Source organism: Kitasatospora sp. NPDC036755 (assembly GCF_040636595.1).
Taxonomy (GTDB): domain Bacteria; phylum Actinomycetota; class Actinomycetes; order Streptomycetales; family Streptomycetaceae; genus Kitasatospora.
This window is the reverse complement of the sequence record NZ_JBEZUT010000069.1, coordinates 1-20402: the sequence shown is the minus strand read 5'-3', so window position 1 is coordinate 20402 and position 20402 is coordinate 1. Positions and strand designations below refer to the sequence as shown.

At 72.9% G+C, this 20402-nt stretch carries 20 protein-coding genes and 1 pseudogene; 19 read left to right on the top strand and 2 right to left on the bottom strand.

Translation table 11 applies throughout. The annotated features are described in order from the left end of the window. Positions 1–94: 94 nt before the first annotated feature. The 13 genes from trmD to AB0E96_RS13285 all read left to right on the top strand — a co-directional run bounded on the left by trmD (position 95) and on the right by AB0E96_RS13285 (position 12320). A complete protein-coding gene (gene trmD, locus AB0E96_RS13345; RefSeq protein ID WP_359822378.1) occupies positions 95–913 on the top strand; it encodes a tRNA (guanosine(37)-N1)-methyltransferase TrmD in 819 nt (272 codons plus the stop codon). 154 nt (positions 914–1067) lie between these two features. Then, positions 1068–1418, top strand: a complete 351-nt coding sequence (rplS, locus tag AB0E96_RS13340; RefSeq protein ID WP_030306736.1) for a 50S ribosomal protein L19 — start codon at positions 1068–1070, stop codon at positions 1416–1418. 78 nt (positions 1419–1496) lie between these two features. Next, positions 1497–2438 carry a signal peptidase I gene (gene lepB / locus AB0E96_RS13335; protein ID WP_359822355.1) on the top strand — a complete coding sequence of 314 codons (942 nt, stop codon included), beginning with the start codon at positions 1497–1499 and terminating at the stop codon, positions 2436–2438. Then, positions 2422–3360 carry a signal peptidase I gene (gene lepB / locus AB0E96_RS13330; RefSeq protein ID WP_359822352.1) on the top strand — a complete coding sequence of 313 codons (939 nt, stop codon included), beginning with the start codon at positions 2422–2424 and terminating at the stop codon, positions 3358–3360. The genes lepB (AB0E96_RS13335) and lepB (AB0E96_RS13330) overlap by 17 nt, the downstream gene beginning before the upstream one ends. Before the next feature lie 262 nt (positions 3361–3622). Further along, positions 3623–4627, top strand: coding sequence for a signal peptidase I (lepB, locus tag AB0E96_RS13325; RefSeq protein ID WP_359822349.1), 1005 nt, complete (start codon positions 3623–3625; stop codon positions 4625–4627). A 160-nt stretch (positions 4628–4787) separates the two neighbouring features. Further along, positions 4788–5540: a signal peptidase I gene (gene lepB / locus AB0E96_RS13320; RefSeq protein WP_359822347.1), complete on the top strand. Its 753-nt coding sequence runs from the start codon at positions 4788–4790 to the stop codon at positions 5538–5540. Between the two features lie 127 nt (positions 5541–5667). Continuing rightward, entirely contained in the window at positions 5668–6141 is a 474-nt protein-coding gene (locus AB0E96_RS13315; RefSeq protein WP_359822345.1) for an NUDIX domain-containing protein, read from the top strand. Positions 6142–6196: 55 nt separating this feature from the next. Then, the gene (locus AB0E96_RS13310) at positions 6197–6523 is read left to right on the top strand and encodes a DUF2469 domain-containing protein (protein WP_030056781.1); all 327 of its coding nucleotides are present in this window, start codon (positions 6197–6199) and stop codon (positions 6521–6523) included. A gap of 168 nt (positions 6524–6691) precedes the next feature. Then, positions 6692–7195 carry a YraN family protein gene (locus AB0E96_RS13305; protein ID WP_359822342.1) on the top strand — a complete coding sequence of 168 codons (504 nt, stop codon included), beginning with the start codon at positions 6692–6694 and terminating at the stop codon, positions 7193–7195. A 1-nt stretch (position 7196) separates the two neighbouring features. Beyond that, the gene (locus AB0E96_RS13300) at positions 7197–8912 is read left to right on the top strand and encodes a YifB family Mg chelatase-like AAA ATPase (RefSeq protein ID WP_359822339.1); all 1716 of its coding nucleotides are present in this window, start codon (positions 7197–7199) and stop codon (positions 8910–8912) included. Between the two features lie 32 nt (positions 8913–8944). Then, positions 8945–10123 carry a DNA-processing protein DprA gene (gene dprA, locus AB0E96_RS13295; protein ID WP_359822375.1) on the top strand — a complete coding sequence of 393 codons (1179 nt, stop codon included), beginning with the start codon at positions 8945–8947 and terminating at the stop codon, positions 10121–10123. A gap of 335 nt (positions 10124–10458) precedes the next feature. Beyond that, positions 10459–11496, top strand: a complete 1038-nt coding sequence (gene whiG / locus AB0E96_RS13290) for an RNA polymerase sigma factor WhiG (RefSeq protein ID WP_359822337.1) — start codon at positions 10459–10461, stop codon at positions 11494–11496. Between the two features lie 239 nt (positions 11497–11735). After that, positions 11736–12320 (top strand): helix-turn-helix domain-containing protein, encoded by a 585-nt coding sequence (locus AB0E96_RS13285; protein ID WP_359822373.1) that lies wholly within the window; start codon positions 11736–11738, stop codon positions 12318–12320. Positions 12321–12424: 104 nt separating this feature from the next. Here AB0E96_RS13285 and AB0E96_RS13280 read toward each other — a convergent pair whose 3' ends face one another. After that, the gene (locus AB0E96_RS13280; RefSeq protein ID WP_359822335.1) at positions 12425–12841 is read right to left on the bottom strand and encodes a M23 family metallopeptidase; all 417 of its coding nucleotides are present in this window, start codon (positions 12839–12841) and stop codon (positions 12425–12427) included. 882 nt (positions 12842–13723) lie between these two features. Between AB0E96_RS13280 and rpsB the strand changes: the two genes are divergently transcribed. The 6 genes from rpsB to rlmN all read left to right on the top strand — a co-directional run bounded on the left by rpsB (position 13724) and on the right by rlmN (position 19893). Continuing rightward, positions 13724–14593: a 30S ribosomal protein S2 gene (rpsB, locus tag AB0E96_RS13275; RefSeq protein WP_359822333.1), complete on the top strand. Its 870-nt coding sequence runs from the start codon at positions 13724–13726 to the stop codon at positions 14591–14593. Positions 14594–14722: 129 nt separating this feature from the next. Continuing rightward, positions 14723–15562, top strand: a complete 840-nt coding sequence (tsf, locus tag AB0E96_RS13270; RefSeq protein WP_359822331.1) for a translation elongation factor Ts — start codon at positions 14723–14725, stop codon at positions 15560–15562. A gap of 261 nt (positions 15563–15823) precedes the next feature. Then, positions 15824–16588 (top strand): UMP kinase, encoded by a 765-nt coding sequence (gene pyrH / locus AB0E96_RS13265; RefSeq protein WP_030056790.1) that lies wholly within the window; start codon positions 15824–15826, stop codon positions 16586–16588. A gap of 98 nt (positions 16589–16686) precedes the next feature. Next, entirely contained in the window at positions 16687–17244 is a 558-nt protein-coding gene (gene frr / locus AB0E96_RS13260) for a ribosome recycling factor (protein WP_359822329.1), read from the top strand. Positions 17245–17525: 281 nt separating this feature from the next. Continuing rightward, entirely contained in the window at positions 17526–18713 is a 1188-nt protein-coding gene (locus AB0E96_RS13255) for a phosphatidate cytidylyltransferase (protein ID WP_359822327.1), read from the top strand. A gap of 79 nt (positions 18714–18792) precedes the next feature. Beyond that, positions 18793–19893, top strand: a complete 1101-nt coding sequence (gene rlmN / locus AB0E96_RS13250; RefSeq protein WP_359822325.1) for a 23S rRNA (adenine(2503)-C(2))-methyltransferase RlmN — start codon at positions 18793–18795, stop codon at positions 19891–19893. Between the two features lie 35 nt (positions 19894–19928). Here rlmN and AB0E96_RS13245 read toward each other — a convergent pair. Then, positions 19929–20402, bottom strand: a pseudogene (locus tag AB0E96_RS13245) (hypothetical protein); the annotation flags it as partial.

Below are 20402 nucleotides of genomic sequence, written 5' to 3'. Positions count from 1 at the left end.
GCGTGCCGAGGAGCGTGTCGAGGCGGGCCCCGGGACGGCCGCCGACGCCGATGCGGGCCTCGTGGACGCCGTGTCCGGCGGCGTGCAGAGCGGTATGCGGATCGACGTCGTCACGATCTTCCCCGAGTACCTGGAACCGCTGGACATCTCGCTGGTCGGCAAGGCCCGCGCCCGCGGCCAGCTGGACGTGCACGTCCACGACCTGCGCGCGTGGACCCACGACGTGCACCGCACGGTCGACGACAGCCCGTACGGCGGCGGCCCCGGCATGGTGATGAAGCCCGAGCCGTGGGGCGAGGCGCTGGACGCGGTGGTCGCCGCCGGCCCCGAGGGGCAGGTGCCCACCCTGGTCGTGCCGACCCCGAGCGGGCGCCCGTTCACCCAGGAGCTCGCCCAGGAGCTGGCCGGCCGCCCGTGGCTGGCCTTCACCCCCGCCCGGTACGAGGGCATCGACCGCCGCGTGATCGAGGAGGCGGCCACCCGGATGCCGGTGGTCGAGGCCTCGATCGGCGACTACGTGCTGGCCGGCGGCGAGGTCGCCGTGCTGGTGATGGTCGAGGCGATCGCCCGGCTGCTTCCCGGGGTGCTCGGCAACGCCGAGTCCCACCGCGACGACTCCTTCGCCCCGGGCGCGATGGCCGACCTGCTGGAGGGCCCGGTCTACACCAAGCCCGCCGAGTGGCGCGGTCGGACGGTGCCGGACGTGCTGCTCAGCGGCAACCACGGCAGGATCGCCCGCTGGCGCCGTGAGCAGGCCTTCGCCCGGACCCTGGCGAACCGGCCCGACCTGGTCGAGCGCTGGCAGTACGGCGCCTTCGACAAGAAGGAGCGGGAGGCGCTGAGCATCCTCGGCCTGGCCTGGGACGAGCGGCTCGGCCGATTTCGGTCCGCGGCCGGTGATGTGGAAGAATAGGCGCTTGCTGTCTGTCGCTGGTTCCCTCCTGTAGGGGGCACGTGGACCGGCGCCCCCGCCACGGGGGGATCGTCGTCAGCCGATGCGGCCCGCAGCAGACCCCATTGTGACGATTTTCCGTGGGCGGCCCGTGGCGCCTGCGATGGAGAGCAACATGAGCAACAAGCTCGCTGCTGTCGACGCGGCCTCGCTGCGTAGCGACATCCCGGCCTTCCGCGCCGGTGACACCCTGAAGGTTCACGTCCGGGTCATCGAGGGCAACCGCTCCCGTGTCCAGGTCTTCCAGGGCGTCGTCATCCGCCGCCACGGCGCCGGTATCGGTGAGACCTTCACCGTCCGCAAGGTCAGCTTCAACGTCGGCGTGGAGCGTACCTTCCCGGTGCACACCCCGGTCGTCGAGAAGATCGAGGTCGTGACCCGCGGTGCGGTTCGCCGCGCCAAGCTGTACTACCTGCGTGACCTCCGCGGCAAGGCCGCGAAGATCAAGGAGAAGCGCGACCGCTGATCCACCGGCCCCCGGCCTCGCCGGGGGATCGGAACGCTCTGAGGGGAGCGGGCCGCCGCAAGGTAGGCTCACCCCCCGATGAGCACGCACGAACCACCCGCGGACCGCGACGGCAGTCCCGCACCCACCGGTGCGGACTCGCTGTCGCGGTCCGCGGTCGTTTCCGGGGACAGTTCGGGCGGGGCTTCCGGGAGCGCGTCCGACGCGTCCGACGCGTCCGTCGAGTCCGTCGAGTCCGACGAGCGCGATCCCGGCGCGGGCGCAGGACGCGCACAGCGCTCCGAGGGCCCGGAGCAGGCCGGGGTCCCGGACGGCGACGGCTCGGAGCAGGAGGAGGAGCCCGGGCACTCGCGCTCGCGGGACCTGCTGCTCCTGGTGGGGATCTGCCTGGCGGCCCTGCTGCTGGTGAACGCCTTCGTCGCACGCCCGTTCTCGGTGCCCTCCGGATCGATGGAGGAGACCCTGCGCCCGGGCGACCGGCTGGTCGCGAACCAGCTCGCCTACGCCTTCGGCGGCCACCCCCAGCGGGGCGACATCGTGGTCTTCGACGGGAGGGGCTCCTTCCTCCGGGAGTCGGCGAAGCCGGCCGGCTTCGGGGACGGCCTGCGCTCGTTCGCGCAGGACCTCGGGCTGGCCCCGGCCGGGGACACCGTCTACGTCAAGCGCGTGATCGGCGTCGCCGGGGACCGGGTGACCAGTGCCGGCCCGGGCACGCCGATCACCGTCAACGGCGTGCCGATCGACGAGAGCGGCTACCTGTCCCCGGGCGACGACCCGTCGAGCGTGGCCTTCGACGTCATCGTGCCGCCCGGCAAGCTGTGGGTGATGGGCGACCACCGCAGCGCCTCCCGGGACTCCCGCGACCACCTCGGTGAGCCCGGCGGCGGATTCGTGCCCGAGGCGAAGGTGATCGGCCGCGCGGACTGGGTGGTCTACCCGTTCTCGCGCTGGACCGGCCTGGACCGGCCCGCGGCCTTCGCCGCGACTGCGGGGACGGGCGGTCATGGGGACCAGGGGTAGGGGCCGGCTCGCCGACCGGCCGGCGGCCGGGGGAGCGACACCCTGGGGAGCGGGGGAGGACGGTGCGGCGGCCCGCGGGTCGGCCGAGGCCCCGCCGACGCGCGGCCGGGCCGAGCGCCGCCGCACCGCCCGCAAGGCGACCCGACGGCGCAAGCGCTCGCTGGTGCGGGAGATCCCGCTGATCGTCCTGGTGGCCCTGCTGGTGGCACTGGTGATGAAGACCTTCCTGGTCCAGGTGTTCGTGATCCCCTCGGGCTCGATGGAGCAGACCATCCTGATCGGGGACCGGGTACTGGTCGACAAGCTGACCCCCTGGTTCGGCAGTGAGCCGCAGCGCGGCGACATCGTGGTGTTCAAGGATCCGGGCGGCTGGCTGGAACGCGATCGCAAGCCGTCCTCGGACGGTCCGGTGCTGGGCGCGGCCAAGCAGGTGCTGACCTACGTCGGACTGCTGCCCTCCGGCAACGAGCAGGACCTGATCAAGCGGGTGATCGGCGTGGGCGGGGACACCGTCGAGTGCTGCGACGCGCAGGGGCGTCTCAGCGTCAACGGCCGTCCGGTGGAGGAGTCCTACCTCGCGCCCGGCAACCCGCCGTCCCGGCAGACCTTCAGGATCCAGGTGCCGCAGGGGCGGCTGTGGGTCATGGGCGACCACCGGGACGTCTCCGCCGACTCCCGTTTCCACATGGGCAATCCGGGACAGGGGACGATCCCGCTGAGCGGCGTCGTCGGTCGCGCGTTCGTGATCGCCTGGCCGCTGGACCGCTTCCACCGGCTCGAAGCGCCCGGTTCGCTCTCCTCCCTCGCCCGGATGCCGCAGGCCGGCGGAACTGCCGCGGAATCGGTGGGCGTTGGACCGGTTCCTGTGGAACCTCCGCTCGTTATGGGTGTGTTGGGCATCCTTCCGTTCGTCGTTCGCTGATCGGGGCGGCCTCCGGAGTGAGCCGGGCCGGCCGCCGACCGGAACGGCCTCGCGTGGGACCGCGAGCCGGATGCCTTGGAGTGATAGAGAAGTGCAGGTGCGGCCGGGAGCGGTTCCGGCCGTGGGCCGAGGCTGTGCTGGTGTCAGGGGAGCCCGCGGTGGGAAGCCCTGAGACGTTTCATGGTCGTGGTGAGCGTGGTGCCCGCTGTGCGGCACTCTGAGCGCGGGCGCGCGGGCGTCCGCACAGCAGGGAGGAGACGTTGTGGGGGATTTGGTGATCGGCGCCCGATCAGGCGCCGGAGAACCCGAGGGCTCGGGCCGCCGGGCGGACCGGTCCGCCGAGTCCGCGGCCTCGCCCGCCTCGGCCGAGGCCGCGGCGGCGCAGACCGCCGACGGACAGGGCGGGGGCGGACCGGACGACTCCCCGGACTCCCCGCACGCGGCCGAGCCCGCGGACGGATCGGAGTCGCAGGCTCCGTCCAAGCCGCGCAAACCGCGCTCGTTCTGGAAGGAACTGCCGATCCTGGTCGGCATCGCGCTGATCCTCGCGCTGGTGATCAAGACCTTCTTCGTCCAGGCCTTCTCCATCCCGTCGGAATCGATGCAGAACACGCTGCAGGTCGGCGACCGCGTCCTGGTGGACAAGCTGACCCCGTGGTTCGGGGCCGAGCCCGAGCGCGGTGAGGTCGTGGTGTTCCACGACCCGGGCGGCTGGCTCAACGACGAGCCGACCCAGCAGAGCAGCAACACCTTCCTCCGCGGCGTGCAGGACGTGCTCAGCTTCGTCGGGCTGATGCCCTCCGCCAACGAGAAGGACCTGATCAAGCGGGTCATCGCGGTCGGCGGGGACACCGTCGAGTGCGAGGGCGAGGGGCCGGTCAAGGTCAACGGCGTCGCGCTCAACGAGCCGTACGTCTACCAGGGCAACACCCCCTGTGGAGACCACCCCTTCGGCCCGGTCAAGGTGCCCAAGGACCGGATCTGGGTGATGGGCGACCACCGCGCCAACTCGCTGGACTCCCGGTTCCACATGGACCAGCCGGGCGGCGGCACCGTCCCGGTGGACAACGTGATCGGGCGCGCCTTCGTGGTGGCCTGGCCGGTCGGCCACTGGTCGACGCTGCCGGTGCCGGACACCTTCGACCAGAAGGGCCTGGCGGCGGCCGCGCCCATGGCGCCCCCCGTGGCTGGCGCGGTGGGGGCTGTCGCACTGCTTCCGCTGGTGCGCCGGGTGCGGGGTCGGGCGGAGCGCCGCAGGGAGTCCTGAGCTCCGCCGGATCGTGTTCCACCGGGTTGGCTCCGGCTCTTGCGCGGGCCGTGGTACCGACGAGTAATCTGCTCGGACGTGCCACGGCCCGTCGGCATTTCCGCGTGGGCCCCCGGCGTGCCAGTGGTGTTCTCCGGTCGGCCAGAGGTGGACGGTGTCGATGAGCAGTGTCGTGGAGCAGACGGCCGACCGCCCCGCCGCGCCCGGCCGCGCGCGCCCGCGGCCCGCCGCGGTGCTGCAGGGTGTCGCCCTGGCACTCGGGCTGGTGCTGATGGTCGGCGGCTTCGGCCTGATCGCGGTCGACTACCGGCCGTACAAGATCCCCACCGCCTCGATGCACCCGACGCTGCGCATCGGTGACACCGTGCTCGCCCGCAAGGTCGGCGGCGGCGACATCGGACGGGGCGACGTGGTGGTCTTCCGGGACCGTGCCTGGGGCGGCGAGCTCATGGTCAAGCGGGTGGTCGCGGTCGGCGGGGACACCGTCGCCACCACCGGGGCCGAGCACCGGCTGACGGTCAACGGGCAGCCGGTGGACGAGCCCTACCTCGCGACGCAGGGCCGCCAGGGCGACTCGTTCAGCGCGACGGTGCCGCAGGGCCGGCTGTTCCTGCTCGGCGACAACCGGGTGGGCTCGCTGGACTCCCGCACCCACCTGGAGGTCGACGGCGGAACCGTCCCGGCCGACGCCGTCGAGGCCAGGGTCGAGGCCACCGTGCTGCCCTTCGGCAGGACGGGCCTGCTCGACCGGGTCACGGACTTCGACGGCTTCGCGGGCCCGAAGGCCTCGCAGCCGGGGCCGCTGGAGCCCGCCGCCTACGCCGCCGTCGCGGGCGCGGCGCTGATCCTCGTGACCTCGGCGGTGGGCGGGGTGGCGGGCCTGGCCCGCCGGCTCCGGAGGCGCAGCCCCTGAGCGGGACCGCCGCCGTGCCGCCCGCTCTGCCGAACATCGCCCCGGACGGCCGCGTCGGGTGGCAGGATCGGTAACGCCAGGACCGGTAACGCCACCGACGCGCGGGAGAGGAGTGTGGAGCGCTGCCATGACAGCACGGCGTCGCAGGGCGGCGCGGATCCTGCTGCTGGACGGGCAGGACCGCATCCTCCTTCTGCTGGGGGCCGACCCGGCTGCCCCGGGGGAGACCTGGTGGATCACGCCCGGGGGCGGCTTGGAGGCGGGCGAGGGTGTCCGCGAGGCCGCCGAGCGGGAGCTCGCCGAGGAGACCGGCCTGCGGGGTGTGGACCTGGGGCCCTTGGTGGCGTACGGCACGGTGTCGTTCTCCTTTCAGGGACAGCGCTACGAGCAGGAGCAGTGGTTCCACCTGGCCCGGACCACGGACACGGGGCTGGACCACTCGGGCATGGGCGCGGACGAGCACGCCCAGCTGCTCGCGGCGCGCTGGTGGACGGTCGAGGAATTGAGGGGGACCGCCGAGACGGTCTATCCGGCCGGTCTGGCGGACTTCCTGGAGCGGCTGCTGGTCGAGGGCCCGCCGGTGGATCCGGTACGGCTCTGACCGTGGGTGCGGTGGTCCACAATGGGTGGACGTGACAAGTTGAGGGGACGCCTGGATGAGTGCCGAAGATCTCGAGAAGTACGAGACCGAGATGGAGCTCAAGCTCTACCGGGAGTACCGGGACGTCGTCGGCCTGTTCAAGTACGTGATCGAGACCGAGCGACGGTTCTACCTCACCAACGACTACGAGCTGCAGGTGCACTCGGTCCAGGGTGAGGTGTTCTTCGAGGTGTCGATGGCGGATGCGTGGGTCTGGGACATGTACCGGCCGGCCCGGTTCGTCCGCAAGGTCCGGGTGCTGACCTTCAAGGACGTGAACATCGAGGAACTCGCGAAGAGCGATCTGGAGCTGCCCTCGGACGAGTCCGGCTTCGGGAACTGACGTTGAACGACTCCGTCCCGCGTTGTCCAGCCGAATTTCGCGAGGACGGGGCTTCTCACCCCTGCGGGTGACAAGAACCGACCACGGACCCGAGTTATCCACAGGGAACGGGAATTCCCGGGCCTCGTCGTGCGCAGTGGTACAGCCTCCTCGGCGGAGGTGGTCACCATGCAGCAGACCGTCGTGCAGGACCAGGCCGTACCGAACGCGGCCGCAGTCGGGGAGGCCCCGCGGTCGGTCCCGGACCGCGGCACCAGGAACGGGCTCGGCCGGTACGGGGAGCGGGTCGCCGCCCGCCGCCTCGTGGAGGCCGGGCTGCGCATCCTGGACCTCAACTGGCGCTGCGCCGAGGGCGAGCTCGACATCGTCGCCCTCGACGGAGACACCGTGGCGGTCTGCGAGGTGAAGACCCGCTCCGAGCGGGGTTTCCAACAGCCCACCGAGGCGATCGACCGGGCCAAGGCCGCCCGGCTGCAACGCCTGGCCGAGCGCTGGATGGCCGAGCGCTGGCCCGACCACTTCGCCCGGCTGGCCGGCCCCGGCTACGACCCGGGGCCCACCGATCCGCAGTGGCCGCCCGCCCCACCGGGCGGGGTGCGGATCGACCTGGTCGCGGTGGTCAACCGGGCGCGGGGTGCGGCCCTGGTCGACCACCTGCGGGGGGTGGTCTGAGATGGCCTTCGCCCGTACCTGTTCCGTCGCGCTGGTCGGCGTCGACGGAGTGATCGTCGAGGTCCAGGCCGATCTGGAGCCCGGGGTGGCCGCGTTCACCCTGGTCGGCCTGCCCGACAAGGCGCTCACCGAGGCCCGTGACCGGGTCCGTGCCGCGGTCGTGAACAGCGGCGAGGCCTGGCCGCAGCGCAAACTGACGGTCGGCCTCAGCCCCGCCTCGGTGCCCAAGAGCGGCAGCGGCTTCGACCTCGCGGTGGCCTGCGCCGTGCTGGCCGCCGCCGAACGGCTCGACCCCTCCGCCATCGCCGATCTGCTGGTCATCGGCGAGCTGGGGCTGGACGGCAGGGTGCGGCCGGTCCGAGGGGTGCTGCCGTCGGTGCTGGCCGCCGCCGACGCCGGGTACGAGCGGGTCGTGGTCGCCGAGCAGACGGCGCCCGAGGCCTCGCTCGTCCCCGGGGTGACGGTGATCGGCGTCCGGAGCCTGCGCCAGCTCGTCGCCATCCTGACCGGCGCGACGGCACCGGAGGAGCCGCCCGATCCGATCGGAGGCCGGCCGGATCCGCTGATGGCCGGCCTGATGCTGCCCAGCGCGGGTGTGCGGGGCCTGCCCGACGACAAGGCGGCCCGGCTCGACATGGCCGACGTGGCCGGCCAGTACGAGGCCCGGCGGGCACTGGAGATCGCCGCCGCCGGAGGACACCACCTCTACCTGAAGGGTCCGCCGGGCGCGGGCAAGACGATGCTGGCGGAGCGGCTGCCCGCGCTGCTCCCACCGCTGACCCAGAAGGAGGCGCTGGAGGTCACCGCCGTCCACTCGGTGGCAGGGCTGCTCCCCGTCGGGCGTCCGCTGATCGACACCGCGCCCTACTGCGCCCCGCACCACTCCACGACGATGCCGGCCATCGTCGGCGGCGGCAGCGGGCTGCCGAGACCGGGGGCGGTCTCGCTCGCCCACCGGGGCGTGCTCTTCCTGGACGAGGCGCCGGAGTTCCCGGTCCGGGTGCTCGACGCGCTGCGCCAGCCACTGGAGGCGGGCGAGGTGGTGATCGCCCGCTCGGCCGGTTCGCTGCGGCTCCCGGCCCGCTTCCTGCTCTGCCTGGCGGCCAACCCCTGCCCCTGCGGCCGGTACTCGCGGCGGGGCGAGGGCTGCGAGTGCACGCCGGCCATGGTCAGCCGCTACCAGGGGCGGCTCTCCGGGCCCCTGTTGGACCGGGTCGACCTCCAGGTCCAGGTCGCCCCGGTGACGAGGGTCGAGCTCATGGAGCGGGACACCTCGGCGGAGACCACCGAGACCGTCGCGGCCCGGGTCCTGGCCGCACGGGAGCGGGCGGCGGCCCGGCTGGCGAACACCCCGTGGCGGACCAACGCGGAGGTCCCGGGCCACGAGCTGCGCACCCGCTGGCGGCTCGGAGCCGGCGCGCTCAACGATGCCGCGCGCCAGTTGGAGCGGGGGCTGCTCACTGCCCGGGGCCTGGACCGGGTGCTCCGGGTCGCCTGGACGGTCGCCGACCTCGCCGGACGGGACCGGCCGGACCAGCGGGACGTGCGCACCGCCCTGGTCCTGCGCACCGGGGTGGAGAACGGACTGCCGCTGACCGAGCGGGTCTTCGGCCGGCTCGGCGGCATCCCGGCGCAACGCGCCAGCCCGGACGGAGGCCGGCCCGGCAAGGCCGGGGCGCCCGAGGAAGGTCCGCAGAACCAGGAGGGTGAGGCATGAACCAGTTGTTGGGGCAAGCGCGAATTCCCGGCATGGACGGGGACGGGCCCGGCACCGCGACCACCGCGACCACCGCAAGGACCGCGGGGAACGAACCCGAACGCCTTGCCAGAGTGCTGCTCGGCCGGCTCAGCGAACCGGGGGACGCGGTGGTCGGCCGGTGGCTCGGCCAGCTCCCCGCCGTCGACGTGGTGAAGGCGATCCGGGCGGGGACGGTGCCCGACCACCCCGGACTGGACGCCACCCGACTGGCCGGGTACCAGGCGCGGCTCCCGGGGCTGCACCCGGAGATGGACCTGAAACGGGTAAGGGACGTCGGTGGGCGGTTCATCATTCCGGGGGATACGGAGTGGCCCAGCCAGCTCGACGACCTGGGCGACGGACGTCCGATCGGGCTCTGGGTGACGGGTACCGGCTCGTTGCGGCTGCTCGCACTCCGCTCGGTCGCGATGGTGGGCTCACGCGCCTGCACGGCCTACGGCGCCCACGTCGCGGGGGAGTTGGCGGCCCAACTGGCCGAGCGCGGCTGGGTGGTGGTCTCCGGAGCCGCCTACGGGATCGACGCGGCCGCGCACCGCGGGGCCCTCGCGGTCGGCGGGGCGACCGCCGCCGTGCTGGCCTGCGGCGTCGACGTGGCCTACCCCAAGGGCAACGCAGAACTGATCCGGCGGATCGGCGCCCAGGGGCTGCTGGTCAGCGAACTCCCGCCCGGGGAGCACCCGAACCGTTTCCGCTTCGTCCTGCGCAACCGGGTCATCGCGGCGCTCACCCGGGGCACGGTGGTGGTCGAGGCGGCGGTGCGCAGCGGCGCCCTGTGCACGGCCAGGCGGGCGAGGGACCTCAACCGCCACACCATGGGCGTGGCGGGCCCGGTGACCTCGGAGCTCTCCGCCGGGGTGCACGCCCTGATCCGCAGCGGCGGAGCCACCCTGGTCACCGACGCGGGGGAGATCGCCGAGCTGATCGGGTCGATCGGGGACGACCTGGCTCCGCAGCGCAGCGGCCCGGTGCTCCCGCGCGACCTGCTGGAGCCGCCGGTGGCCCGGGTGCTGGAGGCCGTACCGGCGACGGCGGAGGGCGCACCGGTGGAACGACTGGCCCGGCAGTCCGGCCTCCCCCCGGACGAAGTCCTGCAACGGCTCTACGAGTTGGCCTCGCTCGGTTACGTGGAGCGACACGGCGCGCACTGGCGCGTGGTGCGCAGGAGGTGAGCGCCGGAAGCTGGAACACGTTCGCGTCGAGGGAACGCCCGTCGGAGCCGCCCGGCTGACCTGCCGATCCGGTTCTGCTGTTCGTCGCCCGGATCCGGTGTGCGAGCGCCACCGGATCGGGGGACGACCGAGCGGCGGTAGCGCTTCGCAGTGAGTCGGTCACGCTACGCTCCACATGCCTTCCCTATCAGCACATGACTCGGCAGAACGGCTCAGACCAACGCATGCCCACACACATTCCCGGACACAGAGTGACCGGTGGTGCTCGGTCCTCGGGAGGGCCGCGGACCGAGCGGCGCCCCGCGCCAGACTTCCCGTCCAAGTCGGCGGGGACGATGGGAGGCCTGTCACGCCAGGGCGGCCGGCCGACGGTGGTGCCCCAACCCGCGGATGCGGCCCGGGGTGCCGAGCCCGTCCGGGGCGCGGACGCGGCCGACCCCGCCGGCGCGCCCCCCGGCGCGGTCGCGGCCGACGCGCCCCCGCTGCCCGGCGATGCGCCGACCCGGGGCACCACCTCCCCGACGTTCGCCTCGCCGGTGTCCCCGCTCCGTCGGGAGAGGGCGGCGGCGGACGGTGACCGGGGACAGGACGCTCGGGAGGCCGCGGCCCAGGGGCGCACCGCGCTCGAAGAGCTCTGGCGCTCCTACAAGGAGACCGGGGACCAGCGGCTGAGGGAGCAGCTGATCCTCCACTACTCACCGCTCGTCAAGTACGTGGCGGGGCGGGTCGGCGTCGGCCTGCCCTCCAACGTCGAGCAGGCGGACTTCGTCTCCTCGGGCGTCTTCGGGCTGATCGACGCGATCGAGAAGTTCGACATCGACCGCGCCATCAAGTTCGAGACCTACGCGATCAGCCGCATCCGCGGCGCGATCATCGACGAGCTGCGCGCCCTGGACTGGATCCCGCGCTCGGTGCGGCAGAAGGCGAAGGCGGTCGAGCGGACGTACGCGACGCTGGAGGCCCGGCTGCGCCGGACGCCGCACGAACCCGAGGTCGCCGCCGAGATGGGCATCGCGATCGAGGACCTGCACGCCATCTTCAGCCAGCTGTCGCTCGCCAACGTGGTGGCGCTGGACGAGCTGCTCCACCCGGTGGGGGAGGGCGGTGACCGGCTGAGCCTGATGGACACCCTGGAGGACCACGGTGCGGACAACCCGGTCGAGGTCGCCGAGGACCGCGAGCTGCGCAGGCTGCTGGCTCAGGCGGTCAACACCCTCCCAGAGCGGGAGAAGACGGTGGTGACGCTCTACTACTACGAGGGCCTCACCCTCGCCGAGATCGGGCAGGTGCTGGGGGTGACGGAGAGTCGGGTGAGCCAGATCCACACCAAGTCCGTCCTCCAGCTGCGCGCCAAAATGTCGGACATCCGATAGGGCGTCGGTAGCCGGAGCCGGAGCCGGAGCCGGAGCCGGAGCCGGGGATCGGGAGCCGGGCATCGACCGCAGGGATGCCAGCGGAGGGGTGTCGGCGGAGGGGTGCCGACCCAGGGGTGCGGACAGCCGGGCATCGGAAGGCGTCGCGGGCCCCGCGCCTCCTTTCGACGCGCGGCGCCGTACCGGCCGGAGATATGGCTCCGTACAGTGGGAGCGTGCCGAAGATCCGAGCGGCCACGGTGGCCGAGCATCGCCAGCTCCAGCGGGCAGCCCTCCTCGATGCTGCCCGCATCCTGCTCACCGAAGGTGGCATGGATGCCCTGACCTTCCCCGCGCTCGCGGCGCGCACCGGGCTGGCGCGCTCCTCGGTCTACGAGTACTTCCGCTCCCGCGCCGCCGTGGTCGAGGCGCTCTGCGAGGTGGACCTCCCGCTCTGGGCGGCCGAGATCGAGGCCGGGATGGAGAGCTGCGACACCGCCGTGGAGCGGATCGAGGCCTATGTCCGGGGCCAACTGGCGCTGGCCGCCGACCCGCGGCACCGCGCGGTGGTGGCGATCTCCGCGCTGGAGCTCGACGAGGCCGCGCGCGAGCGGATCAGGGCGGCGCACGGCAGGCTGGCCGGTCTGGTCGGACGGACGCTGGAGGAGCTCGGTCACGAGCAGCCCCGGCTCGCCGCGGCCTTGGTCCAGGGTGTGGTGGAAGCGGCGACCCGTCGGGCGGAGCGGGCGGTAGCCGGAGTCCGGGCGGGTTGTGCGACGGAGAGCCCCGAGGAGATCGCCGAGGCCGCCGTCGCGATGGTGCTGCACGGACTCGTCCGCGCCTGAGCCACCCCGGGGCCCAGCCCCCGAGCCGGCACCCGAGTCCGAACCCGGCCCTCTGGCCTGCCCCGGTTCCCGCCCCAGCGCCCCGACCTACCCAGCGCCCCGACCTACCCGGCGCCGCCGTTCAGCGGCAGCAGTCGCGCCGCGCCCGCGCCGAACAGGGCCAGCGGGTCGAGGTAGCGGTTGCCGCGCAGCAGCCCCCAGTGCAGGCAGTCGCGCCCGGGACAGTGCCGTCCGCCCGGGGCGAGCAGCCCGATCGTCCGTCCGGCGGCCACCGGGGTGCCGACCGGGAGGGTGCCGGTGACGGGCAGGTAGGTGGTCCGGAGCGGGGGTGTGCCCGAGCCCGGGTGGGAGACGGTCACCACCGGTCGCCCCGCCACCAGCCCGGAGAACGCGATGACCCCGGGAGCCGCCGCCCGGATCTCCGCCCCGGGCGCGGCGGCGAGGTCCACCCCTCGGTGTCCGGCGGTCCAGGCCTTCGCCGGCGGCTCGAACCGGCCCAGCAGGCCGCCGGGCCCGCCCACCGGCCAGGCCCGTGCACCGCTCGGCCCGGCCTCGCCGTCCGGCTCCGGAGCGCCCAGGAGGTCGGCACCTCCCGAAGCATCGGGACTCCGTGGACCTCCGACCGTCCCCGGCGCCGGCCCGCCAGGGGCCACCCCCGAAGTGCCCGAAGCCACCGAAACCCCTGAAGCCCCTGAAGCCCCCACCAGCGCGAGCGCGAGCGCGATCGCCACCACTCCGATCGCCCCGCCGGGCCAGGACCACGGCGGCGACCAGGACCACGCCCGCGACCAGGACCACGCCCACGACCACCTGAGACCAGTCATGCCGGCAGGCTCCCCGTCGAGCCGCTCCCGCACCACCCACATCCGGATTCCTGTGGACAAATCGCCCCCTCTCCCGGTCGCCATCCCCCGGCCGGGTGTACGGATGCCGCCATCCGGTGTACAAACGGCATAGCGGCGACAGTTCCGGCGCAGGTAGTGACCGACCCGCGTCCGCCCTTCCCGAGCCCGCCTCCCCGCGCCTCCCGCGCCCGCTGCCGAGCCCGTCCCCGGCCGTTCTCCGGGGCTTCTCCCAGGCCCTCTGCGGGCCCCCGGCCACGCGTGGAGTCGCTCGCCCCTCGGCGCTTCCCGTACACTTCACACGCGACCCGGTCCGCCGGGTCGACTTCGCACGCCCCGCCACCGGCGGTCGGACGCGGTTCGTCCGCAGCCCCGCCAGGTGCGAGTGCCGCTCGGTCCGCCGAGCCCGACCGGTCCCCGGACCGAGCGGGCTGAAGCGGCTCGGCACGTTCGGGGCGTCAGGCGTGGCTGTCACCTGGCCGCCACGGACAAACCGAGCCTGACCCGGCAGGAAGCGCCGCAACGCGCCGCCGCCGGGCCGCAACACCAAGGAGTACGGCAATGGCCGTCGTCACGATGCGGGAGCTGCTGGAGAGCGGCGTCCACTTCGGTCACCAGACCCGCCGCTGGAACCCGAAGATGAAGCGCTTCATCATCACCGAGCGCAACGGCATCTACATCATCGACCTCCTGCAGTCGCTGAACTACATCGACCGCGCCTTCGAGTTCATCAAGGAGACCGTTGCCCACGGCGGCAGCGTCCTCTTCGTCGGCACGAAGAAGCAGGCCCAGGAGGCCATCGCCGAGCAGGCCACCCGCGTGGGCATGCCCTACGTGAACCAGCGCTGGCTCGGCGGCATGCTGACCAACTTCTCGACCGTCTACAAGCGCCTCCAGCGCCTGAAGGAGCTCGGCGAGCTGGACTTCTCGGACGTGGCCGGCTCCGGTCTCACCAAGAAGGAGCTCCTGGTCCTCCAGCGCGAGCACGACAAGCTGGAGAAGACCCTCGGCGGTATCCGCGACATGCAGCGCGTTCCCAGCGCCGTCTGGATCGTGGACACCAAGAAGGAGCACATCGCGGTCGGCGAGGCCCGGAAGCTCAACATCCCGGTCGTCGCCATCCTCGACACCAACTGTGACCCGGACGAGGTCGACTACAAGATCCCGGGCAACGACGACGCGATCCGCTCCGTCACCCTGCTGACCCGCGTGATCGCCGACGCCGTGGCCGAGGGCCTGAAGTCCCGCGCCGGTGTCGCCAAGGGCGACGCCAAGGCCGAGCCGGGTGCCGACCAGCCGCTGGCCGCCTGGGAGAAGGACCTCCTCGAGGGCGAGAAGAAGGCCGAGGAGGCCCCCGCCGCCGCCGAGGCCCCCGCCGCCGAGGCTCCCGCCGAGGCCCCGGCCGCCGACGCGCCGGCCGAGCAGGCCTGACGTACCAAGGGTGAGGGGCACCCGCCGGTACGACGCCGGCAGGTGCCCCTCTCTCCCGCGCCGGGACCGAACCACCGGTCCCGGCGCCACTCCACGCAGACACGCGAGACGCGAGAAGAGATTCACACCATGGCGAACTTCACCGCCGCGGACGTCAAGAAGCTCCGTGAGCTCACCGGCGCCGGCATGATGGACTGCAAGAAGGCCCTGGACGAGGCCGAGGGCAACGTCGAGAAGGCCGTCGAGCTCCTGCGCATCAAGGGCCAGAAGGGCGTTGCCAAGCGCGAGGGCCGTGACGCCTCCAACGGCGCCGTCTCCGCCGTGATCGCCGAGGACAAGAAGTCCGGCGTCCTGGTCGAGCTGAACTGCGAGACCGACTTCGTCGCCAAGGGCGAGAAGTTCGTCGAGGTCGTCGACGCCCTCGCCGCCCACGTCGCCAAGGCCCCCCTGGCCGACCTGGACGCCGCCCTGGCGTCCGAGATCGAGCCCGGCAAGACCGTCCAGCAGTTCGTGGACGAGGCCAACGCGACCCTGGGCGAGAAGATCGTCTTCCGTCGCTTCGCCCAGTTCGAGGGTGACGGCTTCGTCGCGGTCTACCTGCACAAGACCAGCCCCGACCTGCCGCCGGCCGTCGGCGTCCTGGTCGAGCTGGACAAGGAGAACGCCGAGGTCGCCAAGGACGTCGCGCAGCACATCGCCGCCTTCGCTCCGAAGTACCTGTCCCGCGAGGAGATCCCGGCCGAGGCGCTCGAGAACGAGCGTCGCGTCGCCGAGGCCACCGCTCGCGAGGAGGGCAAGCCGGAGGCCGCCCTGCCGAAGATCGTCGAGGGTCGCGTCACCGGCTTCGTGAAGGAGAACTCCGTCCTGGAGCAGGCCTTCGCGAAGGACAACAAGAAGACCGTCGCCAAGGTCCTCGAGGAGAACGGCGTCGCCCTCAAGCGCTTCGCCCGCTTCCGCGTCGGCGCCTGAGCCACGTTCCACCTGGTCCCCGGCCCCTCTAGGCTGGGAACCGCCCCCGCCCGCTGACCAGGGTGGGAGGAACGCCGAACGGGCTCACCCCGCGCCTACCGCCAACGGGCGGGCTCGCGTCGGCACCATGAACGACGAGGAGGCCATTGCCGTGCAGGACACCGAACCGGTTCCCGCGGCAGTGGCCTCCTCTCGCGTACACGCAGGCGGGGCATCCGCACACCCGCGCCTGTGACCAGTAGGTGCAAAAAGGAGAAGTCCATGCAGGAGACGCAGGAGACCGCGCAGGACCCCAAGGCCGGCTCGCGCCGCCGGGTGCTGCTCAAGCTGTCCGGTGAAGCCTTCGCCGGTGGTGGCGGACTCGGCGTCGACCCGGACGTCGTGCACGCGATCGCCCGGGAGATCGCCACCGTCGTCCGTGCCGGTACCGAGGTCGCGGTGGTCATCGGCGGCGGCAACTTCTTCCGGGGCGCCGAGCTCCAGGTCCGCGGCATGGACCGGGCCCGCTCCGACTACATGGGCATGCTCGGCACCGTCATGAACTGCCTGGCGCTGCAGGACTTCCTGGTCAAGGAGGGCATCGAGACCCGGGTCCAGACCGCCATCACCATGGGCCAGGTCGCCGAGCCGTACCTGCCGCTGCGGGCCGTCCGGCACCTGGAGAAGGGCCGTGTGGTGATCTTCGGCGCCGGTATGGGCATGCCGTACTTCTCCACCGACACCACGGCCGTCCAGCGCGCCCTGGAGATCCACGCCGACGTCCTGCTGATGGGCAAGAACGGTGTGGACGGCGTCTACGACTCCGACCCGCGGACCAACCCGGACGCGGTCAAGTTCGACGCGCTGGAGTACTCCGAGGTCATCGCGCGCGACCTCAAGGTCGCCGACCTCACCGCGATCACGCTGTGCAAGGACAACAACCTTCCGATGCTGGTCTTCGAACTGCTGGCGGAGGGCAATATCGCGCGCGCGGTGAAGAGTGAGAAGATCGGCACACTCATCAGCCAGGATTCTGTCCGGGCCTGAGCAGCAATCAGCCGCACCGGACGGCGCCGGCGCCGCGACCGGCCGCCGCGCCGACACCGGTCGGGACAACAGCAGATGAACCGGACAGGGAGACCACAGTGATCGAAGAGACCCTCCTCGAGGCCGAGGAGAAGATGGAGAAGGCCGTCCTCCACGCCAAGGACGACTTCGCGGCCATCCGCACCGGCCGTGCGCACCCGGCGATGTTCGCCAAGATCGTCGCCGAGTACTACGGCGCCAAGACCCCGATCAACCAGCTGGCCTCGTTCTCGGTGCCGGAGCCGCGGATGGCGGTCGTCTCGCCGTTCGACAAGACCGCGCTGAAGGCCATCGAGCAGGCGATCCGCGACTCGGACCTGGGCGTCAACCCCTCCAACGACGGCTCGATCATCCGCGTGGTGCTGCCCGAGCTGACCGAGGAGCGTCGCCGGGAGTTCATCAAGATCGCCCGCACCAAGGGCGAGGACGCCAAGGTCTCGATCCGCGCCGTGCGCCGCAAGGCCAAGGACGCCATCGACAAGCTGGTGAAGGACGGCGAGGTCGGCGAGGACGACGGCCGCCGTTCCGAGAAGGAGCTCGACGACACCACGGCCAAGTACGTGGCCCAGATCGACGAGCTGTTGAAGCACAAGGAAGCCGAGCTGCTCGAGGTCTGATGAACGACGCCCCTGACGCCCCCGGCTACTGGGGCCCGTCCGACCAGCAGTTCCAGCCCTACCGCCCGGCGCCTCACCCGCAGGCGGCCCGTACCCCGGCCCATCCGGCGCCGGGGTACGGCGCGCGTCCGGCGCCGGTCCGGGGGTACCCCGGCCACCCGGGCGGCCAGGCCGTGCCCCCGGGCACGCCGGGCGTCGCCCAGGGAGCGCCGGGCCTCCGTTCGGATCAGTCGCAGCAGCCTCCGGTGTACTGGGGCGGCGACGCGGAGGAGACTCAGGTCATGCCTCCCGTCCCGGCCGAGCCCGGCCCGCCGCCCGGCACGCCCGACCACGGCCGGCCCGCCGCCGGCGGACCGGCCGACCCCGCCGAGGGGCCGTCCCGGGAGTCCGGCCGGCTGAGCGGCCCGTTGTTCCGGGACGAGCAGTCCGAGCCGGCCGCGCCGGGCGTGACCGAGACGGTCGTGCTGCGCGCGATATCCGGCGACGCGCCCCCCGCCCCCGGCCACGGCCTCCCGCCGCACCCGGGGGCACCGGTGCCTCCCGCGCCGCCGGCGAACCACCTGGCGGCCGGGCAGCCCCACTTCGTGCCGTCGTCCCACCCAGGGCAGGAGACACCCGTGGCCGCCCAGCCCGCTCCGCAGCCGCAGCCGCGCAAGCAGCGCGGTGGCCGTAACCTCCAGGCCGCCATAGGCGTGGGCGTCGGCCTCGGTGCGGTGATCGTCGCCTCGCTGTTCGTGGTGAAGGCGCTGTTCCTGGTCGTCGTGATGGCTGCGGTCGCGGTCGGCGTCTGGGAGCTGACCAGCCGGCTCGCCGAGCGCAAGCAGATCAAGGCGCCGCTGGTCCCGCTGGTCGTCGGCGGCGTCGCCATGGTCGCCACCGGCTACTGGGCGGGCATCCAGTGGGCCGCCGCCTCGCTCGCGCTGACCGGGCTGGCGGTGATGGTCTGGCGGATGGCCGAGCCGCCGGAGGACTACCTGCGGGACATAACGGCAGGCGTGTTCACGGCCTTCTACGTGCCGTTCCTGGCCACCTTCGTGGCGATGATGCTGGCGGCCGACGACGGCCCCCAGCGGATCGTGCTCTTCCTGATCGTGACGATCTGCAGCGACACCGGCGCCTACGCGGTGGGCTACAAGTTCGGGAAGACCAAGCTGGCCCCGACGATCAGCCCGGGCAAGACCCGCGAGGGCCTGGCCGGCGGCATCGCCCTGTCGATGCTGGCGGGCGCGCTGCTGATGCAGCTGATCATCGACGGCGGCAGCTGGTGGCAGGGCCTGATCCTGGGCGGCTGCGCGGCGGTCACGGCGACCCTGGGCGACCTGGGCGAGTCGATGATCAAGCGCGACCTCGGGATCAAGGACATGGGCACCCTGTTGCCCGGCCACGGCGGCATCATGGACCGGCTGGACTCGCTGCTGCCGACCGCCCCGGTGGTCTGGCTGCTGCTGGCGGCCTTCGTCGGTAGCTGACCTGCGACGAGACGTGAGAAGGAGGGCCCCGGACGCCTGGCGTCCGGGGCCCTCGCGCGTCTGCGACACTGGAACAACCATGCCTAAGCCCGGAGAACTCACCTTTGTCGCGCCGCGCGGCGCCAAGCCCCCGCGACACCTCGCCGACCTGAGCCCCGCCGAGCGCAAGGAGGCCGTCGCCGAGCTGGGCGAGCAGCCGTTCCGCGCCAAGCAGCTCTCCAACCACTACTTCGGCCGGATGTCGAACGACCCGGCGAGCTGGACGGACATTCCCGCCGCCAGCCGGGAGAAGCTCACGGAGAGCCTGCTGCCCGAGCTGATGTCGGTGGTCCGGCACGTCTCCTGCGACGACGACGCCACCCGCAAGACGCTCTGGAGGCTCTTCGACGGCACGCTCGTGGAGTCCGTGCTGATGCGCTACCCGGACCGGGTCACCATGTGCATCAGCTCCCAGGCCGGCTGCGGCATGAACTGCCCGTTCTGCGCGACCGGCCAGGCGGGGCTGACCCGAAACCTCTCCACCGCCGAGATCGTCGAGCAGATCGCCGCCGGGATGCGCGCGCTCAGGACCGGGGAGATCCCCGGCGGCGAGGCGCGGCTGTCCAACGTGGTCTTCATGGGCATGGGCGAGCCGCTGGCCAACTACAACCGGGTGCTCGCTTCGATCCGCCGGCTGACCGACCCGGCGCCGGACGGCTTCGGCCTGTCCCAGCGCGGCATCACCGTCTCCACCGTCGGTCTCGTCCCGGCGATGCACCGGTTCGCCGACGAGGGCCTCAGCTGCCGCCTGGCGCTGTCGCTGCACGCCCCGGACGACGAGCTGCGCGACGAGCTGGTGCCGGTGAACACCCGGTGGAAGGTCGCCGAGGTGCTGGACGCGGCCTGGAACTACGCGGAGAAGTCCGGCCGCCGGATCTCCATCGAGTACGCGCTGATCAAGGACATCAACGACCAGGCCTGGCGGGCCGACCTGCTCGGCCGGCTGATCAAGAACCGCCGGGTGCACGTCAACCTGATCCCGCTGAACCCGACCCCCGGGTCCAAGTGGACGGCCTCCCGGCCCGAGGACGAGCGCGAGTTCGTCCGCCGTCTCCAGTCGCACGGCGTGCCGACGACCGTCCGCGACACCCGCGGCCAGGAGATCGACGGCGCCTGCGGCCAGCTCGCCGCGGCGGGCTGAGCCCCACCCCGCGGGGACGACCCGCGGGGAACCCGCTACCGGAGTCCGGCGGCCGCCAGCGCGGCGGTCGCCCCGCCGGTCAGCAGCAGCGTGCTGCCCACCGCGAGGGTGCGCAGCGCGACCGCGCCGAACAGCAGCCGGGGCGAGGTGCCGAGGCGCAGCAGCGCGTCGGTGACCTCCCGGCGGTCGCTGCGGACCTCGGCGAGCCGGGTGGCCACCGCCGCGGCCGCGCAGCCGAGCACCAGGCAGGCCTCGACCGCGGGCAGCGCGTCGGCGCTGTCGGGCGTGCCGATCCAGTAGCGGACGGTGGTGAGCACCAGCGCGACGGCGAGGGTGAGCACGGCGAGCGGCGCGCCGAGCCGGCGGGCCTGGGCGGTGAGTCCGCGCCCGGCCAGCAGCCGCAGCGGGGTGGGCCGCCCGATGGCGAGCAACCGTCCGGCCCAGGCCAGCAGCGGGCCGGTGAGCAGGGCGAGGCCGAGCGCGCCGGCGGCCCAGCCGCCGAGGGCGGC

What these genes read in the sequence shown, in the direction of transcription:
- lepB (WP_359822355.1), top strand. Translation starts at nt 1,497, where the DNA reads ATGAGCACGCACGAACCACCCGCGGACCGCGACGGCAGTCCCGCACCC.
- AB0E96_RS13310 (WP_030056781.1), top strand. Translation starts at nt 6,197, where the DNA reads ATGAGTGCCGAAGATCTCGAGAAGTACGAGACCGAGATGGAGCTCAAG.
- lepB (WP_359822352.1), top strand. Translation starts at nt 2,422, where the DNA reads ATGGGGACCAGGGGTAGGGGCCGGCTCGCCGACCGGCCGGCGGCCGGG.
- rlmN (WP_359822325.1), top strand. Translation starts at nt 18,793, where the DNA reads ATGCCTAAGCCCGGAGAACTCACCTTTGTCGCGCCGCGCGGCGCCAAG.
- whiG (WP_359822337.1), top strand. Translation starts at nt 10,459, where the DNA reads ATGGGAGGCCTGTCACGCCAGGGCGGCCGGCCGACGGTGGTGCCCCAA.
- rpsB (WP_359822333.1), top strand. Translation starts at nt 13,724, where the DNA reads ATGGCCGTCGTCACGATGCGGGAGCTGCTGGAGAGCGGCGTCCACTTC.
- lepB (WP_359822347.1), top strand. Translation starts at nt 4,788, where the DNA reads ATGAGCAGTGTCGTGGAGCAGACGGCCGACCGCCCCGCCGCGCCCGGC.
- AB0E96_RS13305 (WP_359822342.1), top strand. Translation starts at nt 6,692, where the DNA reads ATGCAGCAGACCGTCGTGCAGGACCAGGCCGTACCGAACGCGGCCGCA.
- rplS (WP_030306736.1), top strand. Translation starts at nt 1,068, where the DNA reads ATGAGCAACAAGCTCGCTGCTGTCGACGCGGCCTCGCTGCGTAGCGAC.
- AB0E96_RS13315 (WP_359822345.1), top strand. Translation starts at nt 5,668, where the DNA reads ATGACAGCACGGCGTCGCAGGGCGGCGCGGATCCTGCTGCTGGACGGG.
- trmD (WP_359822378.1), top strand. Translation starts at nt 95, where the DNA reads ATGCGGATCGACGTCGTCACGATCTTCCCCGAGTACCTGGAACCGCTG.
- AB0E96_RS13255 (WP_359822327.1), top strand. Translation starts at nt 17,526, where the DNA reads ATGCCTCCCGTCCCGGCCGAGCCCGGCCCGCCGCCCGGCACGCCCGAC.
- dprA (WP_359822375.1), top strand. Translation starts at nt 8,945, where the DNA reads ATGGACGGGGACGGGCCCGGCACCGCGACCACCGCGACCACCGCAAGG.
- tsf (WP_359822331.1), top strand. Translation starts at nt 14,723, where the DNA reads ATGGCGAACTTCACCGCCGCGGACGTCAAGAAGCTCCGTGAGCTCACC.
- AB0E96_RS13300 (WP_359822339.1), top strand. Translation starts at nt 7,197, where the DNA reads ATGGCCTTCGCCCGTACCTGTTCCGTCGCGCTGGTCGGCGTCGACGGA.
- pyrH (WP_030056790.1), top strand. Translation starts at nt 15,824, where the DNA reads ATGCAGGAGACGCAGGAGACCGCGCAGGACCCCAAGGCCGGCTCGCGC.